We start from the raw sequence: 15,994 nt of genomic DNA on the forward strand, positions 1-15,994 counted from the left end.
GAAGGTGGCCCCGGGGGCGTTCAGGCCCCGGGAGTCGCGCACCTGGTTGATCTGGGGAGGGCCGGGCCCAACTGCCGGGTCAGCTCCTCCAGTTCGCGGCGAAACTCGGGGTCCGTCGCGGCGAGGTGCCGCAGCGTGGCCGCGAGCCGGTCGACGGATGCGGGGTCTGGGGCGTCTGGGGCGTCCGGTTCGGTGACCGCGGCCGCGTCGGGCGCGAGCCGCCCCGCAGCCGCTCCCACAGGGCGGCGGTGGCGCTCTGCCCGAGCTGCCCGCCCGCCCCGCCGAGCGCGGCCATGGCCAAGGCGTCGAAGGCGATCTGCATCCCCTCACCGTAGTGCCCGGCCCCGCGCCCCCGGGGCGGAGCCGGGCACAACCGCCGCCTCAGGCGGGCTCGTTGGCGGCGACCACGCTCTCGTACTGAAGCGCCAGGCCGTCGAGCAGCGCCGTCAGGCCCGTCTCGAAGGCCCGCGCGTCGATCAGCTCCTGCCGCTCGGCGAGCAGGTGCGCCTGCCCCAGGTGCGGGTAGTCCGCCGGGTCGTACGCCGTCTCGTCGTCCACGAAGCCCCCGGCGAACGAGCCCAGCGCCGAGCCCATGATGAAGTACCGCATCAGCGCGCCGATGGACGTGGCCTGCGCGGGCGGCCAGCCCGCCGCCACCATCGCGCCGAACATCGCGTCCGCGAGCCGCAGTCCCGCCGGGCGGCGGCCGGGGCCGCGGGCCAGCACCGGGACGATGTTCGGGTGCCGGGTCAGGGCCGCGCGGTAGGAGACGGCCCAGTCGTGCAGCGCGGTGCGCCAGTCCCGGCCGTCGCCCGGGGCGAACATCGACAGGTCGACCTGGGCGCTCACCGAGTCCGCGACCGCCTCCAGGATCTGGTCCTTGGTGCGGAAGTGGTTGTACAGGGACGGCCCGCTGACGCCCAGCTCGGCGGCGAGGCGGCGGGTGGAGACGGCCGCGAGGCCCTCCGCGTCGACGAGCGCGCGGGCCGCCTCGACGATGCGGTCGGTGCTGAGGAGGGGCTTGCGCGGTCGGGCCATGCGGCACATAGTAGGGCTGCCAACAGAAACTAGCAGTGCTAATTTATGAGTACGGAGCGTGGGGAGTCCACGATGGACCTGGAGCTCAGCGAGGAGCAGACCGCCGTGCGGCGGCTTGCCGAGGACTTCGTGGCGCGCGAGGTCACCCCGCACGCGGCGGCCTGGGACCGCGCCGAGAGCGTCGACCGGTCGATCGTGCGCAAGCTCGGCGAGATCGGCTTCCTCGGGCTCACCATCGACGAGGAGTACGGCGGCTCGGGCGGCGACCACCTCGCGTACTGCCTGGTGACCGAGGAGCTGGGCCGCGGCGACTCCTCCGTGCGCGGCATCGTCTCCGTCTCGCTCGGCCTGGTCGCCAAGACGATCGCCGCGTGGGGCAGCGAGGAGCAGAAGCGGCGCTGGCTGCCGGGGCTCACCTCCGGCGCGTACGTCGGCTGCTTCGGGCTCACCGAACCGGGCACCGGCTCCGACGCGGGCAACCTCACCACCAGGGCCGTCCGCGACGGCGACGCGTACGTCGTCAACGGCGCCAAGATGTTCATCACCAACGGCACCTGGGCCGACGTGGTGCTGCTCTTCGCCCGCACCAGCGACGCCCCCGGCCACAAGGGCGTCTCCGCCTTCCTGGTGCCCGCCGACACCCCCGGCCTGACCCGGCGCCCCGTGCACGGCAAGCTCGGCCTGCGCGGCCAGGCCACCGCCGAACTCGTCCTCGAGGACGTGCGCGTGCCCGCGAGCGCCATGCTGGCGCCCGAGGGCAAGGGGTTCTCCGTGGCGATGTCGGCCCTCGCCAAGGGGCGCATGTCGGTGGCCGCCGGGTGCGTCGGCATCGCCCGGGCCGCCCTGGACGCGGCCGTGGCGTACGCGACCGAGCGCGAGCAGTTCGGCAGGAGCATCGCCCACCACCAGCTCGTGCAGGAACTCCTCAGCGACATCGCGGTGGACGTCGACGCCGCCCGGCTGCTCACCTGGCGGGTCGCCGACCTGATCGACCGGGGCCAGCCGTTCGCCACCGCCTCCTCCCAGGCCAAGCTGTTCGCCTCGGAGGCCGCCGTGCGCGCCGCGAACAACGCCCTCCAGGTCTTCGGCGGCTACGGCTACATCGACGAGTACCCGGTGGGCAAACTGCTGCGCGACGCCCGCGTGATGACCCTGTACGAGGGCACCAGCCAGATCCAGAAGCTGGTCATCGGCAGGGCCCTGACGGGCGTCTCCGCGTTCTGAGCCACGGTCTGAGCCGCGGTCTGAGTCACGTTCTGAGCAGCGTTCTGAGCCGCGGTCCGGCCGACGGCTCGGACGCCCTCCGCCCACTTGCCTAAGCGCTTGCTCACCCTCAGGGTAGGGTGTCTGTCCCGGACGGCGGAAGGAGTGCGCATGGGCGCGGCGAAGGAGACCCTCGGCGAGGAACAGCAGCCGTGGGCCGAGGTCAGTCCCGACGCGGCCAGGCGGCTCCTCGTCGCCGCCGTCGAGGCCTTCGCCGAGCGCGGCTACCACGCGACCACGACCCGTGACATCGCCAGCCGCGCCGGAATGAGCCCCGCCGCGCTCTACATCCACTACAAGACCAAGGAAGAGCTGCTGCACCGCATCAGCAGGCTCGGCCACGACAAGGCCCTCGCCATCCTGCGCTCCGCCGCCGACGGCGAGGGCAGCGCCGCCGAGCGGCTCTCCGCCGCCGTCCGCTCCTTCGTGCGCTGGCACGCCGGGCACCATATGACCGCGCGGGTCGTGCAGTACGAGCTGGACGCGCTCGGCCCCGAGCACCGCACCGAGATCGTGGCGCTGCGCCGCCGGACCGACGCGGCCGTACGGGAGATCATCAACGACGGCGTACGGGCGGGCGAGTTCGACGTGCCCGACGTGCCCGGCACCACCCTCGCCGTGCTGTCGCTCTGCATCGACGTCGCCCGCTGGTTCAACGCCGCCGGGCGCCGGACCCCCGACGAGGTCGGCGCGCTCTACGCCGACCTCGTGCTGCGCATGGTGGGGGCGCGGGCCCAGGGCTGACGCGCGGGCGCCGGTGCGCGTGGGCGCCGGTTCAGAAGTAGTAGCGGGAGACCGACTCCGCCACGCACGCGGGCTTCTCGCTGCCCTCGCGCTCCACCGTGACCGCGGCCGTCACCTGCACGCCGCCGTCCTTCGTCTCCTCGACTCCGGTCAGTACGGCCGTCGCGCGCACCCGCGAGCCCACCGGCACGGGGGAGGGGAAGCGGACCTTGTTCGTCCCGTAGTTGAGGCCCATCCGCAGGCCCTCGACGCGCATCACCCCCGGCACCAGGACCGGCAGCAGCGACAGGGTCAGATAGCCGTGCGCGATGGTCGAACCGAAGGGGCCCGCGGCCGCCTTCTCCGGGTCCACGTGGATCCACTGGTGGTCGCCCGTGGCCTCGGCGAACAGGTCGATCCGCTTCTGATCGACCGTCAGCCAGTCGCTGGGCCCGAGCGGCTCGCCGACCGCCGCGCGCAGGTCGTCGGCGGACGTGAAGATCCTCGGCTCTGCCATGTGCTGGCCTCCCGGACGGAGAGTGGACTAAGCGCTTGCTCAGCATGCGGGGTGCGGGGATCACTGTCAATGCGGCGGCCAGTAGGCTTCGAGGGGTGCCCCAGATCCCAGAGAAGATCCACGAGCTCACCGTCGGCCAGCTCTCCGCGCGCAGTGGCGCGGCCGTGTCCGCGCTGCACTTCTACGAGAGCAAGGGCCTCATCAGCAGCCGCCGTACCTCCGGCAACCAGCGTCGCTACCACCGCGACACGCTGCGGCGCGTGGCCTTCATCCGCGCCGCCCAGCGCGTGGGGATCCCGCTCGCCACGATCCGCGACGCGCTGGCGGAACTGCCGGAGGGGCGGACGCCCACGCGGGAGGACTGGGCGCGGCTCTCCCGGACCTGGCGGTCCGAACTCGACGAGCGGATCACCCAGCTCGGACGGCTCCGCGACCACCTCACCGACTGCATCGGCTGCGGCTGCCTCTCCCTGGAGACCTGCGTGCTGTCCAACCCCGACGACGTCTTCGGGGAACGGATCGTGGGGTCGCGGCTGATGGGGGAGCACCGCGGTTCGTCCTGACCGGACGGGTGGCGGTTCCTCGGCGCTTCGCGCCTCGCCCTCAAGCGCCGAGCGGGCTGCCGCGGCCGCTACCGCGCCGGACGCCCCCACCCACCCGCCCCTACCGGGGCGGGTCCCCCTCAGCCACTCCGCCCCCGCCAGCCCCCTGGCCAGGCCCGCGCAACCGCCAAGCCCGTCCGGCGTTTGAGGGCGAGCGCGGCAGCGCGATGGTCGAGCCCGCCCCGCACCTGGCCACGGGCCCGCAGCGCACCGGTCAAGCCCGCCCGGCGTTTGAGGGCGCGCGGCGGTCAGGGCCCCGCCGCCGGAAGGGCCAGGGCCGCCGAGACCAACTCGGCGTTGGACCGGGCCCGCCGCCCGTCCGGCAGGACCAACGTGTCCTCGAGCCCCACACGAGACGCCAGCCCCCGCCGCGCGGCCAGCGCGAGCACCGGCCAGGCACCCCCCTCCTCCCCGTGGAGCAGCACCGGCCGCCCCCAGGCACCGCCGATCTCGGCGAGCAGCCCCACGGCGGCCGCCTCCGCGGCGCCCGCGTCGTGCTCGGTGACCTCCGCGAGCACCCGCAGCACGCGCGGCCCCAGCGGCGACGCCGCGAACCGCGCGGCGCCGTCCGTGCCGGACCAGATGCCCGCCTCCACGCCGACCCCGCGGTCGAGCAGTGCCCGCGCCACCTCCTCGGCCCCCGGCTCGTGCCAGTTGACCGAGGCGTGGTCGGGCAGCACCGTCCACTCCCGGATCCGCGCGACCCGCGCCGCCGGATCGGGCTCCGCCCAGGCACCCGTGGTCACCCCCACCGGCACGGCCTCCCGCAGGGAGAGGGCGGCGACGGCGGAGCGTACCGCCGCAAGGGTCGCCGCGACCGCGCCCGGCGCCAACGAGTCCTTTCCGCACGGGGATTTGGGGTGTACATGTACGTCACGCGCTCCGGCGGCGACCGCCTCCGCGGCCGACTCGCCCAGCGCGCGCGGTGACAGAGGGACGGCCGCGCCGTCGCCCGCGCCGCGGGCACCGTTCAGACACACCTGCATGAGCCCATGACAACACACACGGGGAGCACCGATGAGCGTCGCCATCTGTTCGCTGAAGTGGGAGTCCGCGCGGACGGGACCCCAGCGGATCGCCTACGACCGGGACGGCTACCACCTGGTGCGCTTCCCCTACGCCGAGCAGGAGGAGGCGTACGACCCCTGGAAGATGCACGACCCGGCGCACGGCGGTGCCAAGGCGTCGAAGTTCCCGGACGCCAGGTCGGGCCTGATCTGGCCCAGCCACGACGGCTGGGGCACCCTGTCCGCGCTGGTCTTCTGGGAGCCCGACGGCAGGCCGACGGAGTACCGGGCCCGCTTCGTGCGCGACCCGCTGGGCCTGTCGACGGGCTACGACTCGACGGCCACCACGGACACGGAACCCACCCGCGGCGGCCAGTACCGCAGTTACGTCTGGCAGATGTTCGTGCACCCCGGCACGCCGGTGGGCCTGAAGATATCCGCCCGCGGCCCGGGCGACGCGAAGCTCGCCGCGCCGCTGCTGCTGGCCGAGTTCAAGCTGGCCATCCAGACGGACGTCATCAGGCCCGAAGGGGACTCAGGCGGACACCAGGGACCGTGACCGGGCGCCGCGCGCCCGCCGGACCGCCTCGCGGCTGAGGACGGGCGCGGGGACCACGATGCCGCAGTTGGTGCAGACCGGGCCCGACGACGGTTCGTGCGCCAGGCCGTAGCGCCACTCCAGGTCCGGGTCGCCGCACACGGGGCAGGCGGCGCCCGGTTCACGCTCAAGGGCGGCGATGAGGCGGCGCAGCACCTCGGCGAGCGGCGCGGACGGATGCCGTCCGGGGTCGTCGCACCAGGCGATGCCGTGCCCGCCCCAGGTGCAGCGGTGCCAGTCGTCGACGCTGCCGGGCCGCCGCAGGCCGTCGTGCTTCTCCTTGCGGCGGCGGCGCGCGAAGCCCTCCTCGTAGGCGAGCCACACGTCGCGGGCCGCCTCCAACTCGTCGAGCGCGGCCACCAGCCGCGCCGGGTCGGGCGATCGGTCCTCGGGGCCGAAGCCCGCCCGGGAGCACAGGTGGTCCCAGGTCGCCCGGTGGCCGTACGGCGCGAATCTCTCCAGGCACTTGCGCAGCGAGTACCGCCGCAGCGCCAAGTCGTTGTGCGGGTCGCGCACCTGTCTCGCGAGACTCCGGAATCCGGCCATCGCCCTGCACCTCCGTCACACGTTCTCGGACGTCGCCAGTGGACCCAGCGGACATCGAGTAGACGTATCGACTCGCGATTTGGTGCCATCCGATGTCGGACGGCTCTCCTCCAGCGCGTTCCCCGCAGGTCAACGTCGATGCGGGGGAGATTTCGGCCAGCGGCCCGAGCACAGCGCGCGGGTGGTGTGTGGCGGTTGTGAAAAGGCGACGGTTGTTCATCTTTCGGGTTCGACAACCCGGCAGTAACCTCCGCGCGACGGCCACCCGGAGGAGCACCCATGCGACTCACGCGATCCACGCGACCACGCGGCGCCCGGCTCAGAACGCTCACCGTCTCGGCGGCCCTGGCCCTCGGGGCCTCCCTGCTGCTCGCGCCCGGCCCGCCCGCCACCGCGGCCGAGCCCGCGCCCGCCCCCGACTACTGCGGTGCGATGTGCGCGGACGTGCTGCCGCCCGGCACCAACGGCAACGCCACGCTCGCCGAGATCCTCGGCCACCGCGTGTTCGGCACCAAACCCGCCCACTCCGACGACCAGCTCGGCCGCTATGACGCGCTGGCGTCCGGCTACTCCTCGCTCACCGACGACAGGCTCGGCGCGTTCTTCAACGACGCGTCCTTCGGCGTCGCCCCGGACCAGGTGGCCTCCGTGACCCGGCCCCGCGACGACGTGACGATCACCCGCGACAAGAAGTACGGCGTCCCGCACATCCAGGGCACCACCCGGTACGGCACCGAGTTCGGCGCCGGATACGCGGCCGGGCAGGACCGGCTGTGGCTCATCGACCTGTTCCGGCACATCGGCCGCGGCCAGCTCACCCCGTTCGCGGGCGGCGCCCCCGCCAACCAGGGCCTGGAGCAGCAGTTCTGGCCGCAGGCCCCGTACACCGAAGCGGACCTGGAGCGGCAGGTCGCGTACATCAGGACCACCCAGGGCGAGCGCGGCGAGCGGGCCATGGCGGACGCGCAGGCCTATGTCGACGGGCTCAACGCCTACCGCGAGCGGGCCAAGGACGGCCGCTACTTCCCCGGCGAGTACGTCCTCACCGGCAAGATCGACGCGATCACCAACGTCGGCGAGATCGAACCCTTCAAGGTCACCGACATGATCGCCCTGGCGTCCGTGGTCGGCGGCCTGTTCGGCAACGGCGGCGGGGAGAGGTCGAGTCGGCCCTGTCCCTGCTCGCCGCGCAGAAGAAGTACGGCGTGGAGAAGGGCACCGAGGTCTGGGAGGCCTTCCGCGCCCGCAACGACCCGGAGACCGTCCAGACCATCCACGACGGCACGAGCTTCCCGTACGCGGGCAGGCCCGCCCACCCGCGCGGCACCGCCCTGCCCGACCCCGGCTCGGTGGAGCGCGAACAGCTCGTGTACGACCGCGAGGGCGGGGCGAGGACCGCGGCCAAGGACCCGGTGGAGGCGCCGGGGAAGCTGAAGCCCTTGCAGGGCATGTACGACGACGGCGTGCTGCCCGCCGACCTGTTCGCGAACCCCAGGAAGGGCATGTCGAACGCGCTGCTCGTCTCCGGCAAGCACACCGCGAGCGGCCACCCCGTCGCCGTCTTCGGCCCGCAGACCGGCTACTTCGCGCCCCAGTTGCTCATGCAGCAGGAGCTCCAGGGCCCCGGCATCAGCGCCCGCGGCGTGTCCTTCGCGGGCGTCGGCATGTACGTCCAGCTCGGCCGCGGCCAGGACTACGCCTGGTCGGCGACCTCCGCGTCCCAGGACATCACCGACACCTACGCCGTCGCCCTGTGCGAACCCGGCGGCGGCACCCCCACCAAGCGGTCCACGCACTACCGCGACCGGCGCGGCGCCTGCGTGCCCATGGAGAAGCTGGAGCGCAGGAACGCCTGGAAGCCCACCCTCGCCGACTCCACGGCCGCGGGCTCCTACCGGATGCAGGTGTTCCGCACCGACTACGGCATCGTCACGCACCGCGCCACCGTCGACGGCGCGCCCGTCGCCTACGTCTCGCTGCGCTCCACCTACCGCCACGAGGCCGACTCCATCATCGGCTTCCAGATGCTGAACGACCCGTCGTACGTCAAGGACGCCGCTTCCTTCCAGCGGGCGGCCGAGCACATCTCCTACGCCTTCAACTGGTTCTACGCCGACGCCCGCGACACCGCGTACTACAACAGCGGCGCCAACCCCGAGCGGGCCAAGGACGTCGACCCGTCCTTCCCGGTGCGCGCCGAAGCGGCGTACGAGTGGCGGGACTTCGACCCGGAGGACAACACATCGGCCCGCACCCCGCCCGCCGCCCACCCGCACTCCGTCAACCAGGACTACTACGTCTCCTGGAACAACAAGCAGGCCGAGGACTTCAGCGCGGCGGGCTTCGGCATGAGCGCCGTGCACCGCGGCGACCTCCTCGACGACCGCGTCAAGGCCCTCGTCGCCAAGGGCGGCGTCACCCGCGCCGCGCTGACCCGGGCCATGGCCGAGGCCGCCGTCACCGACCTGCGCGGCGAACAGGTGCTGCCCGAACTGCTCGCGGTGCTGCGCGCCGAACCCGTCGACGACCCGGCGCTCGCCCAAGCCGCGCGGCAGCTGGAGGCCTGGCACAAGGCGGGCGCCCAGCGCAACCAGACCGCGCCCGGCTCGCGCACCTACGCCCACCCCGACGCCGTACGCGTCATGGACGCCTGGTGGCCGCTGCTCGTCGAGGCCGTCTTCAAGCCCGGCCTCGGCGCGGACCTGTACGGCGCCCTGACGGCACAGCTGGGCGTCGACGAGGCGCCGTCCGCGGGCCACGGCCCGACCGGGGCGCACGCCGGATCGGCCTTCCAGTACGGCTGGTGGGGGTACGTCGACAAGGACCTGCGCACCGTGCTCGGGCGGCCGGTCGAGGGCTGGGCCCGCTCGGCGTACTGCGGCGACGGGGACCCGGCCGCCTGCCGGGACGCCCTGCTGCGCACCCTCGGCCAGGCGGTGGCCAAGGCGCCGTCAGAGGTCTACCCCGGCGACGGCACCTGCGAGGCGGGCGACCAGTGGTGCGCCGACGCGGTGGTCCACCGCCCGCTGGGCGGCATCACGCACGGCCCGGTCCAGTGGCAGAACCGCCCCACGTACCAGCAGGTCGTGGAGTTCCCGCGGCACCGGTGAACGCGGGAGCGGTGGCCGGTGCCGTCCCCGGACGCACCGGCCACCGCGGTCGTGGAGCCGCGGGCTACAGCGGCGGACAGGGCCCCGTCGGCGGGGCGTACCGCGACGGGGCCGCGGCCACGGGCACCCGGCTCGCCCGGCTGTCGCGGGCGTAGCGCCGGGTGCCCGGCAGCCAGCAGCACACGATCGCCGCGAGCGCCCCGAGCAGCGCCACCAGACTGAGCGCCATGACGGACTCGGGTTCGTAGTCACCCAAGATAAGGATATGGGGGAACAAGGCGACGAAGCCCGAAATGGTCACGCAGACGCGTGCCCATACCGCCGCTTTCCTGTGCACGCAGAGCGTGAATGCAAGCAGCGCCACCGCGGTGAAAATCGCGAATCCGCCGCGGGCCGCGAGCGTTCCTGCGCGGTCGCTGACGAGTTCGTCCCAGAGCGGCCCGGACAGCGACTTGAGGTCGGCCGCCGACGTATGCGACGGCAGGCCCACGACGTCCGGATGGTCGCCGACGACGTCCCGGATGTTGTCGTCGGCCAGGTCCTCACCGCCCACGAACACGAACAGCGCGCCGATCACGGCGGAGACCACCGAGATGACAGAGGTCCAGACCAGGGCGGTGAGGGAGCCGGGGCGCCGGGGCGCGCGGGCGGCACGGACCGCGCGGCGGGGGCCGGGTGGCGCGGGCGCGACCTGGTAGTGACTCACGGGTGCGACTCTCCTCGCGGAGTGGACGGGTCGATCGGGATTGCCTCGACCTTTCCATGGGTACGGCGAACCCAGCCAGCTTTTACCGGAAGAAATCCCCAGATAATTTGAGGTGATCCGGGGATCAGTTTCCGCGGCGGCTATGCTGCATTGCGGCATATCGCGAAGGAAGCTGAGCAGGAAGCTGAGAGAAAGCCCGCAATGGCCTTAAACGGTCCCCCGCAGTTCCCCGCCGCCCTCCTGGACACCACCATGGACCAACTGCGGACGCTGCTCGCCGTGCACGAACACGGCACGGCGCTCGCGGCGGCACGCCACCTCGGCCGGGAGCAGTCCAGCGTGCAGAAGCAACTGGACACGTTGAACCGCACGTTCGGCGCGCTCTGCGGCGAGGCCCTGGTCCTCAAGCGGGGCCGCGGCAAGGACGTCCTGTTCACCGCCACCGGCGAACTGCTCGTGGAGCTGGCCCGCACCACGCTGGGCGCGTGGACCGACGGCATCCACGACGCCCGCCGCCGCCTCGGCCGCACCCTCTCCGTCGGCTCGACGCGCTACACCCTCGGCTTCCTGCTCGACGCCGTGGAGCGCGTCAGCGACGCCTACGAACGCCGGGGCGTCGACCTGAAGGTCACCCACGTCCGCACCGGCGACCTGTTCGCCCGCCTCCAGTCCAAGGAGCTGGACCTGGTGTGCGGCAGCGTCGTCGTCACCGAGGGCCAGGAGGACGAGCTGGATCCGTACGAGATGATCGAGTGGCGGCGCAGTGGCGTCTGCGTCCTGACGAACCTGCCGCCGCGGAAGCTCCCCGGCCCCGGCGTGCGCGCCAGCGACCTGCCGGGCCTGCCCCTGGTGGTCTCCGCGGGCGGCCTCATCGCCCGCTTCCTCACCGCCTGGTACGGCGCCGACTTCCGCAAGGAGCTGACCATCGCCGCCGAGATAGAGGCCGCCCACTACGGCTTCGAGCTGCTGCGCTCCGGTGTCGTCAGCGGCGCGATGCTGGTCACGCGCGGCATCGCGGAGGCCGCCGAGTCCGGCAGCCTGCCCGAGGCCGGGGGCCTGCGCAGGCTGGACGTCGTGGGGGACGTCGGACCGCGCACCGAGGTGCTGGTCGGCGTCTTCACCCGGCGCGGCGACCGGGCCTCGTACGACGCCCAGCACCCGCTGAACCTGCTGTGGGACGCGCTCGCCAAGGACAACGAGCGCTGGTGGCTCAGCCGTTGACGCCCCGGGCGGCCCGGCGGCGGGCGGGTCACTGGCGGTGGGCCGCGGTGACCTGGTGCAGGTGGATCAGGATGTCGTGGCTCGCGCCGAGCCTGATCGGCCACGGCCCGTCCGGGTAGGCCGTGCCGATGCTCCGCGTCGGGCGGGCCTTGTCCAGCCAGGTGCGCGCCGTCGCCGGGAGGGTCCGCAGGTCGACCACGTAGTCGTCATGGCGCACCTTGTCGAGCGTGTACTCGTTCATGCCGGGCGTGGCCGCGCCCACCGAGCGCTCCCGCCACACCGTGGAGGTCTCGCTCTGCGCCATGAACGCGCCCCGGTCGAAGGTGAACCCGATGCTCCGGTACCGCTTGCCGAGCGCGTCCCGCAGGAACGCGCCCTGCATCTTCGGATAGCGCTGGTCGTAGCTCTCGTACCCCACGTGGGCGTTGTGCGCCGACAGCAGGACCTTGCCGCCGGTGTACCGCTGCCACCAGGCGGTGTTGCGCGCCATCAGGCGGTCGCGGTGGAGCATGGCGTCCTTGACGCCCTGGTCCGTGTCGTCGTAGGTGAGGATCTGCGCGGTCTCCGCGATCGACTCGGCGTTGCGCAGCGCCCAGGCGTGCGCCCGCCCGCCGTGCGCCGGTCGGCGGCCCTCCAGCAGGCCGTGGACCTCCTCGGCCCGCTTGGTCAGCCGCTTCCGCTCGGCCATCGGCAGCTTCCAGAAGACGTCGCTGTCCGTCAGGCGCCGCAGCGGCGCGTACAGCGCGTCCACGCGCTCGGCCAGGTCCGGCTCGTGCGCGCGGACGTAGGAGCGGACCGCGTCGAACACCTCGGTTCCCTGGTGCGGATAGTTGAGGTCATTGCCCATGAACCGGACCTGCCGGTCCGGGTGCTTCTGGTTGTACGCCCGCATCCAGGTGAGCAGCCGCACGTATTCGTCGGTGTCCCACGGCGTCTCGGCCAGCTCGTCGTGGACCAGTTTCCGTACGTCTCCCTTGCCGCCGCGCACATAGGCGTCGAAGCGAAGCCCGGTGGTCCAACTGATTTCCTGCGCGAAGGTGGTGAAGCCCTTTTTCTCGACGAGATAGCGGAATACCCGGTCCTTCATTGTGAAGAACTCGTGCGACCCGTGGGTGGCCTCGCCCAGGCCCACCACCTCGGCCCCGCCCACCATGCGGCCGAGCGGCCGCAGATCGGCGGTGGAGCCGCCCGGGTCGGTGGAGCGCAGCGGGTGCGCCGAGCGCTCGATCGCCCGCACCGGGTCGCCCGCGCGCGGCGCCGCCCGCGTCGGGGGCGCGGCCTGGGCCGCCTGGGCTGCCTGCGCGGACTGCGTGGTCTGGGCGGCCTGGGCCGCCTGCGGGGCGACGAGGGCCCCCGCCCCGGCCGCCGTGACGAGCAGCAGCGCCGTCCGCCGCCATGCCGTGCGTGCCATGTGGTCCTCCTCGGGAAGGTGGTCGCGGCGCGCGCGGATCCGGTCCGCGCGCCTGCCGACCACGATCCCGAGCGGCCCCCGGACGCCACCATCCGGCAGGCTCCCGGACGGGGGGTGGAGCGCGCTGGCCCCCGGGCCTACCGGTTTTGTCGTAGGCCACGCGGCGCGCGGCGCGCGCTCGGCCCCGGCGTCCTGCGTGCTCCGGGCGCCCGTACGACGGCGGAAGAAACCCTTCCTCAGTGACATACCGACTGGTTAGTCTGCTGGTGGGAGTGATCGAGACCGAGCGTGACCGACACCGAGGGAGTGCGCCCGTGGACAGCCTTCACGGCAACCCGGCGGGAAACCTGGACCTGGACGGCAAGCGCGTCGTCATCACCGGCGCGGGCGGCGGCATCGGCGCCGCCCTGGCCCACCGCTTCGCCGAGGCCGGGGCCCGCGTCGCCGTCAACGACCTGGACCCGGACCGGGCCGCCGCCGTCGCCGCGGCGGTCGGCGGCACCGCCGTGCCGGGCGACGCCTCGCGGATCGTCTCCGCGGCGGCCGTCGCGCTGGGCGGCACCATCGACGTGTACTGCGCCAACGCGGGCCTCGCCGCGGGCGGCACCGAGGCCGCGCCCGAGGACGTGTGGGCCGCCGCCTGGGACGTCAACGTCATGGCCCATGTGCGCGCCGCGCGGACGCTGCTGCCGGGCTGGCTGGAGCGCGGCGAGGGCCGGTTCGTGTCCACCGTGTCCGCCGCCGGGCTCCTCAGCATGATCGGCGCCGCGCCGTACAGCGTCACCAAGCACGGCGCGTACGCCTTCGCCGAGTGGCTGTCCCTGACCTACCGCCACCGCGGCCTCAAGGTCCACGCGGTCTGCCCGCAGGGCGTGCGCACCGACATGCTCGCGGCGGCCGGTTCCGCGGGCGAGCTGGTCCTCGCGCCCACCGCCATCGAACCGGAGGACGTCGCCGAGGCGCTGTTCGCCGGAATGGCCGAGGACCGCTTCCTGATCCTGCCGCACGCCGAGGTCTCCGCGTACTACCAGGCGCGGGCCTTCGCCCCCGACGCCTGGCTCGCCAACATGAACCACCTCCAGCAGAAGTGGGAGGCGGCCCCGTGACCGGGTGCGGCCAGTGGGAAGATCCTGCGGCGGGAACCGCGTTGTCACGGTGTCCCCGCGCAAGATCGCAGAGCGTCTCACGAACCCGGAAGGCAGGTGGCGGCAGTGACCAGGACGACGGACGGTGACGGCCCACCCGTCCCGCAGCGGCTGCTCGCCGCCGCCACCCGCCTCTTCGCCGACCGCGGCTACGACCGCACGTCCGTACAGGAGATCGTCGAGGCGGCCGGGGTCACCAAGGGCGCGCTCTACCACTACTTCGGCTCCAAGGACGACCTGCTGCACGAGGTGTACGCGCGGATGCTGCGGGTCCAGCAGGAGCGCCTCGACGCCTTCGCCGACGCGGACGCGCCCGTCGAGCGGCGGCTGCGCGACGCGGCGGCCGACGTCGTGGTGACCACCATCGCCAACCTGGACGACGCCGCGATCTTCTTCCGCTCGATGCACCACCTGAGCCCCGAGAAGCTCAAGCAGGTGCGGGCGGAGCGGCGGCGGTACCACGAGCGCTTCCGGGCGCTCGTGGAGGAGGGGCAGGAGGCGGGGGTGTTCTCCTCGGCGACCCCCGCGGACCTGGTGGTGGACTACCACTTCGGCTCCGTCCACCACCTGTCCACGTGGTACCGCCCCGACGGCCCCCTGTCCCCCAGCAGGTGGCCGACCACCTGGCCGACCTCCTGCTGCGGGCGCTTCGCCCCTGACTCCGGGTGCGCCGAGCGCCGCGAAGGGGCGCGGGGAACGCCTGATTCCGGGCACGGTGAGCGCCCCGAAGGGGCGCGGGGAACGGCGCGCCCAGCCACGACGGCGATCGCGCCCGGGAGACGGCCTGGCGTGGCACACCCCACACAGACGGGGCGGCGCCCAAGAGACGCCCGGGAGCGGCGGAGACCGTCGACGGTCGACCGCTACGCGCTCAGGACCGGGCGGACCCCGGGGAGTGCAGGGCGAGTTCCCGCCGCGCCAACGACCGCTGGTGCACCTCGTCCGGCCCGTCGGCCAAGCGCAGCGTCCGCGCCGCCGCCCACAGCTCCGCCAGCGGGAAGTCCTGGCTGACCCCGCCCGCGCCGTGCAGCTGCACGGCCTTGTCCAGGATGTCGACGACGGCCCGGGGCGTGGCGATCTTGATGGCCTGGATCTCGGTGTGGGCCCCCTTGTTGCCCACGGTGTCCATCAGCCACGCCGTCTTCAGGACGAGCAGCCGCAGCTGCTCGACCGCCACGCGGGCGTCCGCGATCCACTCCCGCACCACGCCCTGCCGGGCCAGCGGCTGGCCGAACGCGGTGCGGTCGAGGGCCCGGCGGCACATCAGCTCGATGGCGCGCTCGGCCATGCCGATGAGCCGCATGCAGTGGTGGATGCGGCCGGGCCCGAGCCGCGCCTGGGCGATGGCGAAGCCGCCGCCCTCCTCGCCGACGAGGTTCGCCACCGGCACGCGCGCCTCGTCGAAGACGACCTCGGCGTGCCCGCCGTGGTAGTGGTCCTCGTACCCGTACACCCGCATCGCGCGCCGCACCTCGACGCCCGGCGTGTCGCGGGGGACCAGGACCATCGACTGCTGGCGGCGGACGTCCCCGTCGGGGTCGGTCTTGCCCATGACGATGAAGACCCGGCAGTCCGGGTTCATGGCGCCGGAGATGTACCACTTGCGGCCGGTGATGACGTAGGCGTCGCCGTCGCGCCGGATGCGCGTGGTGATGTTGGTGGCGTCCGACGAGGCCACGTCCGGCTCGGTCATGGCGAACGCCGACCGGATCTCGCCCGCGAGCAGCGGCTTCAGCCACCGCTCGCGCTGCTCGGCCGTGCCGAACTGGGCGAGCACCTCCATGTTGCCGGTGTCCGGGGCCGCGCAGTTGAGGGCCGTGGGCGCCAGCTGCGGACTGCGGCCGGTGATCTCGGCGAGCGGCGCGTACTGGAGGTTCGTCAGCCCGGCGCCGTACTCGGCGTCGGGCAGGAACAGGTTCCACAGGCCGCGGCGGCGGGCCTCGGCCTTCAGCTCCTCCACCACGGGCGGCTGGTCCCACGGCGAGGCGAGCCGGGCGCGCTGCTCGTCGGCGGTCTGCTCGGCCGGGTACACATGGGAGTCCATGAAGGAGAGCAGCTCGGCGCGCAGCTCCTCGGTGCGGGCGTCGTAGGCGAAGTCCATGGCGGC

14 protein-coding genes and 2 pseudogenes are annotated in these 15,994 nt (G+C 73.3%); 8 read left to right on the forward strand and 8 right to left on the reverse strand.

Translation table 11 applies throughout. The features are described 5' to 3' along the window. Positions 1–79: 79 nt before the first annotated feature. Both ACOBQU_RS31050 and ACOBQU_RS31055 read right to left on the reverse strand, forming a co-directional pair. Complete coding sequence (locus ACOBQU_RS31050; RefSeq protein WP_423631647.1) at positions 80–322, reverse strand: hypothetical protein; 243 nt, start codon at positions 320–322, stop codon at positions 80–82. A gap of 59 nt (positions 323–381) precedes the next feature. Further along, complete coding sequence (locus ACOBQU_RS31055; protein WP_423631648.1) at positions 382–1,038, reverse strand: TetR/AcrR family transcriptional regulator; 657 nt, start codon at positions 1,036–1,038, stop codon at positions 382–384. Between the two features lie 72 nt (positions 1,039–1,110). On the opposite strand from ACOBQU_RS31055, the gene ACOBQU_RS31060 reads away from it, so the two are divergent. Both ACOBQU_RS31060 and ACOBQU_RS31065 read left to right on the forward strand, forming a co-directional pair. After that, positions 1,111–2,262, forward strand: coding sequence for an acyl-CoA dehydrogenase family protein (locus ACOBQU_RS31060; protein WP_423631650.1), 1,152 nt, complete (start codon positions 1,111–1,113; stop codon positions 2,260–2,262). A gap of 150 nt (positions 2,263–2,412) precedes the next feature. Continuing rightward, positions 2,413–3,045 (forward strand): TetR/AcrR family transcriptional regulator, encoded by a 633-nt coding sequence (locus tag ACOBQU_RS31065; RefSeq protein WP_423631652.1) that lies wholly within the window; start codon positions 2,413–2,415, stop codon positions 3,043–3,045. Positions 3,046–3,076: 31 nt separating this feature from the next. On the opposite strand, the gene ACOBQU_RS31070 is transcribed toward ACOBQU_RS31065, so the two are convergent. Next, on the reverse strand, positions 3,077–3,541 hold the full coding sequence (locus ACOBQU_RS31070; RefSeq protein WP_423631654.1) for a MaoC family dehydratase: 465 nt from the start codon (positions 3,539–3,541) through the stop codon (positions 3,077–3,079). Positions 3,542–3,636: 95 nt separating this feature from the next. On the opposite strand from ACOBQU_RS31070, the gene soxR reads away from it, so the two are divergent. After that, a complete protein-coding gene (gene soxR / locus ACOBQU_RS31075) occupies positions 3,637–4,104 on the forward strand; it encodes a redox-sensitive transcriptional activator SoxR (protein ID WP_423631656.1) in 468 nt (155 codons plus the stop codon). Positions 4,105–4,391: 287 nt separating this feature from the next. On the opposite strand, the gene ACOBQU_RS31080 is transcribed toward soxR, so the two are convergent. Next, positions 4,392–5,129: a 3-keto-5-aminohexanoate cleavage protein gene (locus ACOBQU_RS31080; protein ID WP_423631658.1), complete on the reverse strand. Its 738-nt coding sequence runs from the start codon at positions 5,127–5,129 to the stop codon at positions 4,392–4,394. A 31-nt stretch (positions 5,130–5,160) separates the two neighbouring features. On the opposite strand from ACOBQU_RS31080, the gene ACOBQU_RS31085 reads away from it, so the two are divergent. Continuing rightward, positions 5,161–5,709 carry a hypothetical protein gene (locus tag ACOBQU_RS31085; RefSeq protein ID WP_423631660.1) on the forward strand — a complete coding sequence of 183 codons (549 nt, stop codon included), beginning with the start codon at positions 5,161–5,163 and terminating at the stop codon, positions 5,707–5,709. Here ACOBQU_RS31085 and ACOBQU_RS31090 read toward each other — a convergent pair. Continuing rightward, positions 5,686–6,294 carry a hypothetical protein gene (locus ACOBQU_RS31090; RefSeq protein WP_423631662.1) on the reverse strand — a complete coding sequence of 203 codons (609 nt, stop codon included), beginning with the start codon at positions 6,292–6,294 and terminating at the stop codon, positions 5,686–5,688. The two genes, ACOBQU_RS31085 and ACOBQU_RS31090, sit on opposite strands and share 24 nt — an antisense overlap. A gap of 279 nt (positions 6,295–6,573) precedes the next feature. On the opposite strand from ACOBQU_RS31090, the pseudogene ACOBQU_RS31095 reads away from it, so the two are divergent. Further along, positions 6,574–9,404 (forward strand): annotated as a pseudogene (locus ACOBQU_RS31095) (penicillin acylase family protein). A gap of 64 nt (positions 9,405–9,468) precedes the next feature. Here the strand turns inward: ACOBQU_RS31095 and ACOBQU_RS31100 are convergent. After that, positions 9,469–10,110 (reverse strand): hypothetical protein, encoded by a 642-nt coding sequence (locus ACOBQU_RS31100; protein ID WP_423631663.1) that lies wholly within the window; start codon positions 10,108–10,110, stop codon positions 9,469–9,471. Between the two features lie 201 nt (positions 10,111–10,311). Between ACOBQU_RS31100 and ACOBQU_RS31105 the strand changes: the two genes are divergently transcribed. After that, positions 10,312–11,331: a LysR family transcriptional regulator gene (locus ACOBQU_RS31105; RefSeq protein ID WP_423631665.1), complete on the forward strand. Its 1,020-nt coding sequence runs from the start codon at positions 10,312–10,314 to the stop codon at positions 11,329–11,331. 28 nt (positions 11,332–11,359) lie between these two features. Here ACOBQU_RS31105 and ACOBQU_RS31110 read toward each other — a convergent pair whose 3' ends face one another. After that, positions 11,360–12,742, reverse strand: coding sequence for an erythromycin esterase family protein (locus tag ACOBQU_RS31110; protein ID WP_423631667.1), 1,383 nt, complete (start codon positions 12,740–12,742; stop codon positions 11,360–11,362). A gap of 353 nt (positions 12,743–13,095) precedes the next feature. Here ACOBQU_RS31110 and ACOBQU_RS31115 point away from each other — a divergent pair, with 353 nt between their 5' ends. Next, on the forward strand, positions 13,096–13,848 hold the full coding sequence (locus ACOBQU_RS31115; RefSeq protein ID WP_423634817.1) for an SDR family oxidoreductase: 753 nt from the start codon (positions 13,096–13,098) through the stop codon (positions 13,846–13,848). A 105-nt stretch (positions 13,849–13,953) separates the two neighbouring features. After that, positions 13,954–14,546: pseudogene (locus ACOBQU_RS31120) on the forward strand (TetR/AcrR family transcriptional regulator). Between the two features lie 212 nt (positions 14,547–14,758). Here the strand turns inward: ACOBQU_RS31120 and ACOBQU_RS31125 are convergent. Next, entirely contained in the window at positions 14,759–15,988 is a 1,230-nt protein-coding gene (locus ACOBQU_RS31125; protein WP_423631669.1) for an acyl-CoA dehydrogenase family protein, read from the reverse strand. Between the last annotated feature and the right edge of the window lie 6 nt (positions 15,989–15,994).

The organism is Streptomyces sp. G45 (assembly GCF_049542095.1).
Lineage (GTDB): Bacteria > Actinomycetota > Actinomycetes > Streptomycetales > Streptomycetaceae > Streptomyces.

Bases quoted from the DNA above. Each gene is read 5' to 3' on its own strand.
- ACOBQU_RS31085 (WP_423631660.1), top strand. From the start codon at position 5,161: ATGAGCGTCGCCATCTGTTCGCTGAAGTGGGAGTCCGCGCGGACGGGA.
- ACOBQU_RS31110 (WP_423631667.1), bottom strand. From the start codon at position 12,742: ATGGCACGCACGGCATGGCGGCGGACGGCGCTGCTGCTCGTCACGGCG.
- ACOBQU_RS31105 (WP_423631665.1), top strand. From the start codon at position 10,312: ATGGCCTTAAACGGTCCCCCGCAGTTCCCCGCCGCCCTCCTGGACACC.
- ACOBQU_RS31055 (WP_423631648.1), bottom strand. From the start codon at position 1,038: ATGGCCCGACCGCGCAAGCCCCTCCTCAGCACCGACCGCATCGTCGAG.
- ACOBQU_RS31070 (WP_423631654.1), bottom strand. From the start codon at position 3,541: ATGGCAGAGCCGAGGATCTTCACGTCCGCCGACGACCTGCGCGCGGCG.
- ACOBQU_RS31090 (WP_423631662.1), bottom strand. From the start codon at position 6,294: ATGGCCGGATTCCGGAGTCTCGCGAGACAGGTGCGCGACCCGCACAAC.
- ACOBQU_RS31060 (WP_423631650.1), top strand. From the start codon at position 1,111: ATGGACCTGGAGCTCAGCGAGGAGCAGACCGCCGTGCGGCGGCTTGCC.
- ACOBQU_RS31065 (WP_423631652.1), top strand. From the start codon at position 2,413: ATGGGCGCGGCGAAGGAGACCCTCGGCGAGGAACAGCAGCCGTGGGCC.
- ACOBQU_RS31125 (WP_423631669.1), bottom strand. From the start codon at position 15,988: ATGGACTTCGCCTACGACGCCCGCACCGAGGAGCTGCGCGCCGAGCTG.
- ACOBQU_RS31080 (WP_423631658.1), bottom strand. From the start codon at position 5,129: ATGCAGGTGTGTCTGAACGGTGCCCGCGGCGCGGGCGACGGCGCGGCC.
- ACOBQU_RS31050 (WP_423631647.1), bottom strand. From the start codon at position 322: ATGCAGATCGCCTTCGACGCCTTGGCCATGGCCGCGCTCGGCGGGGCG.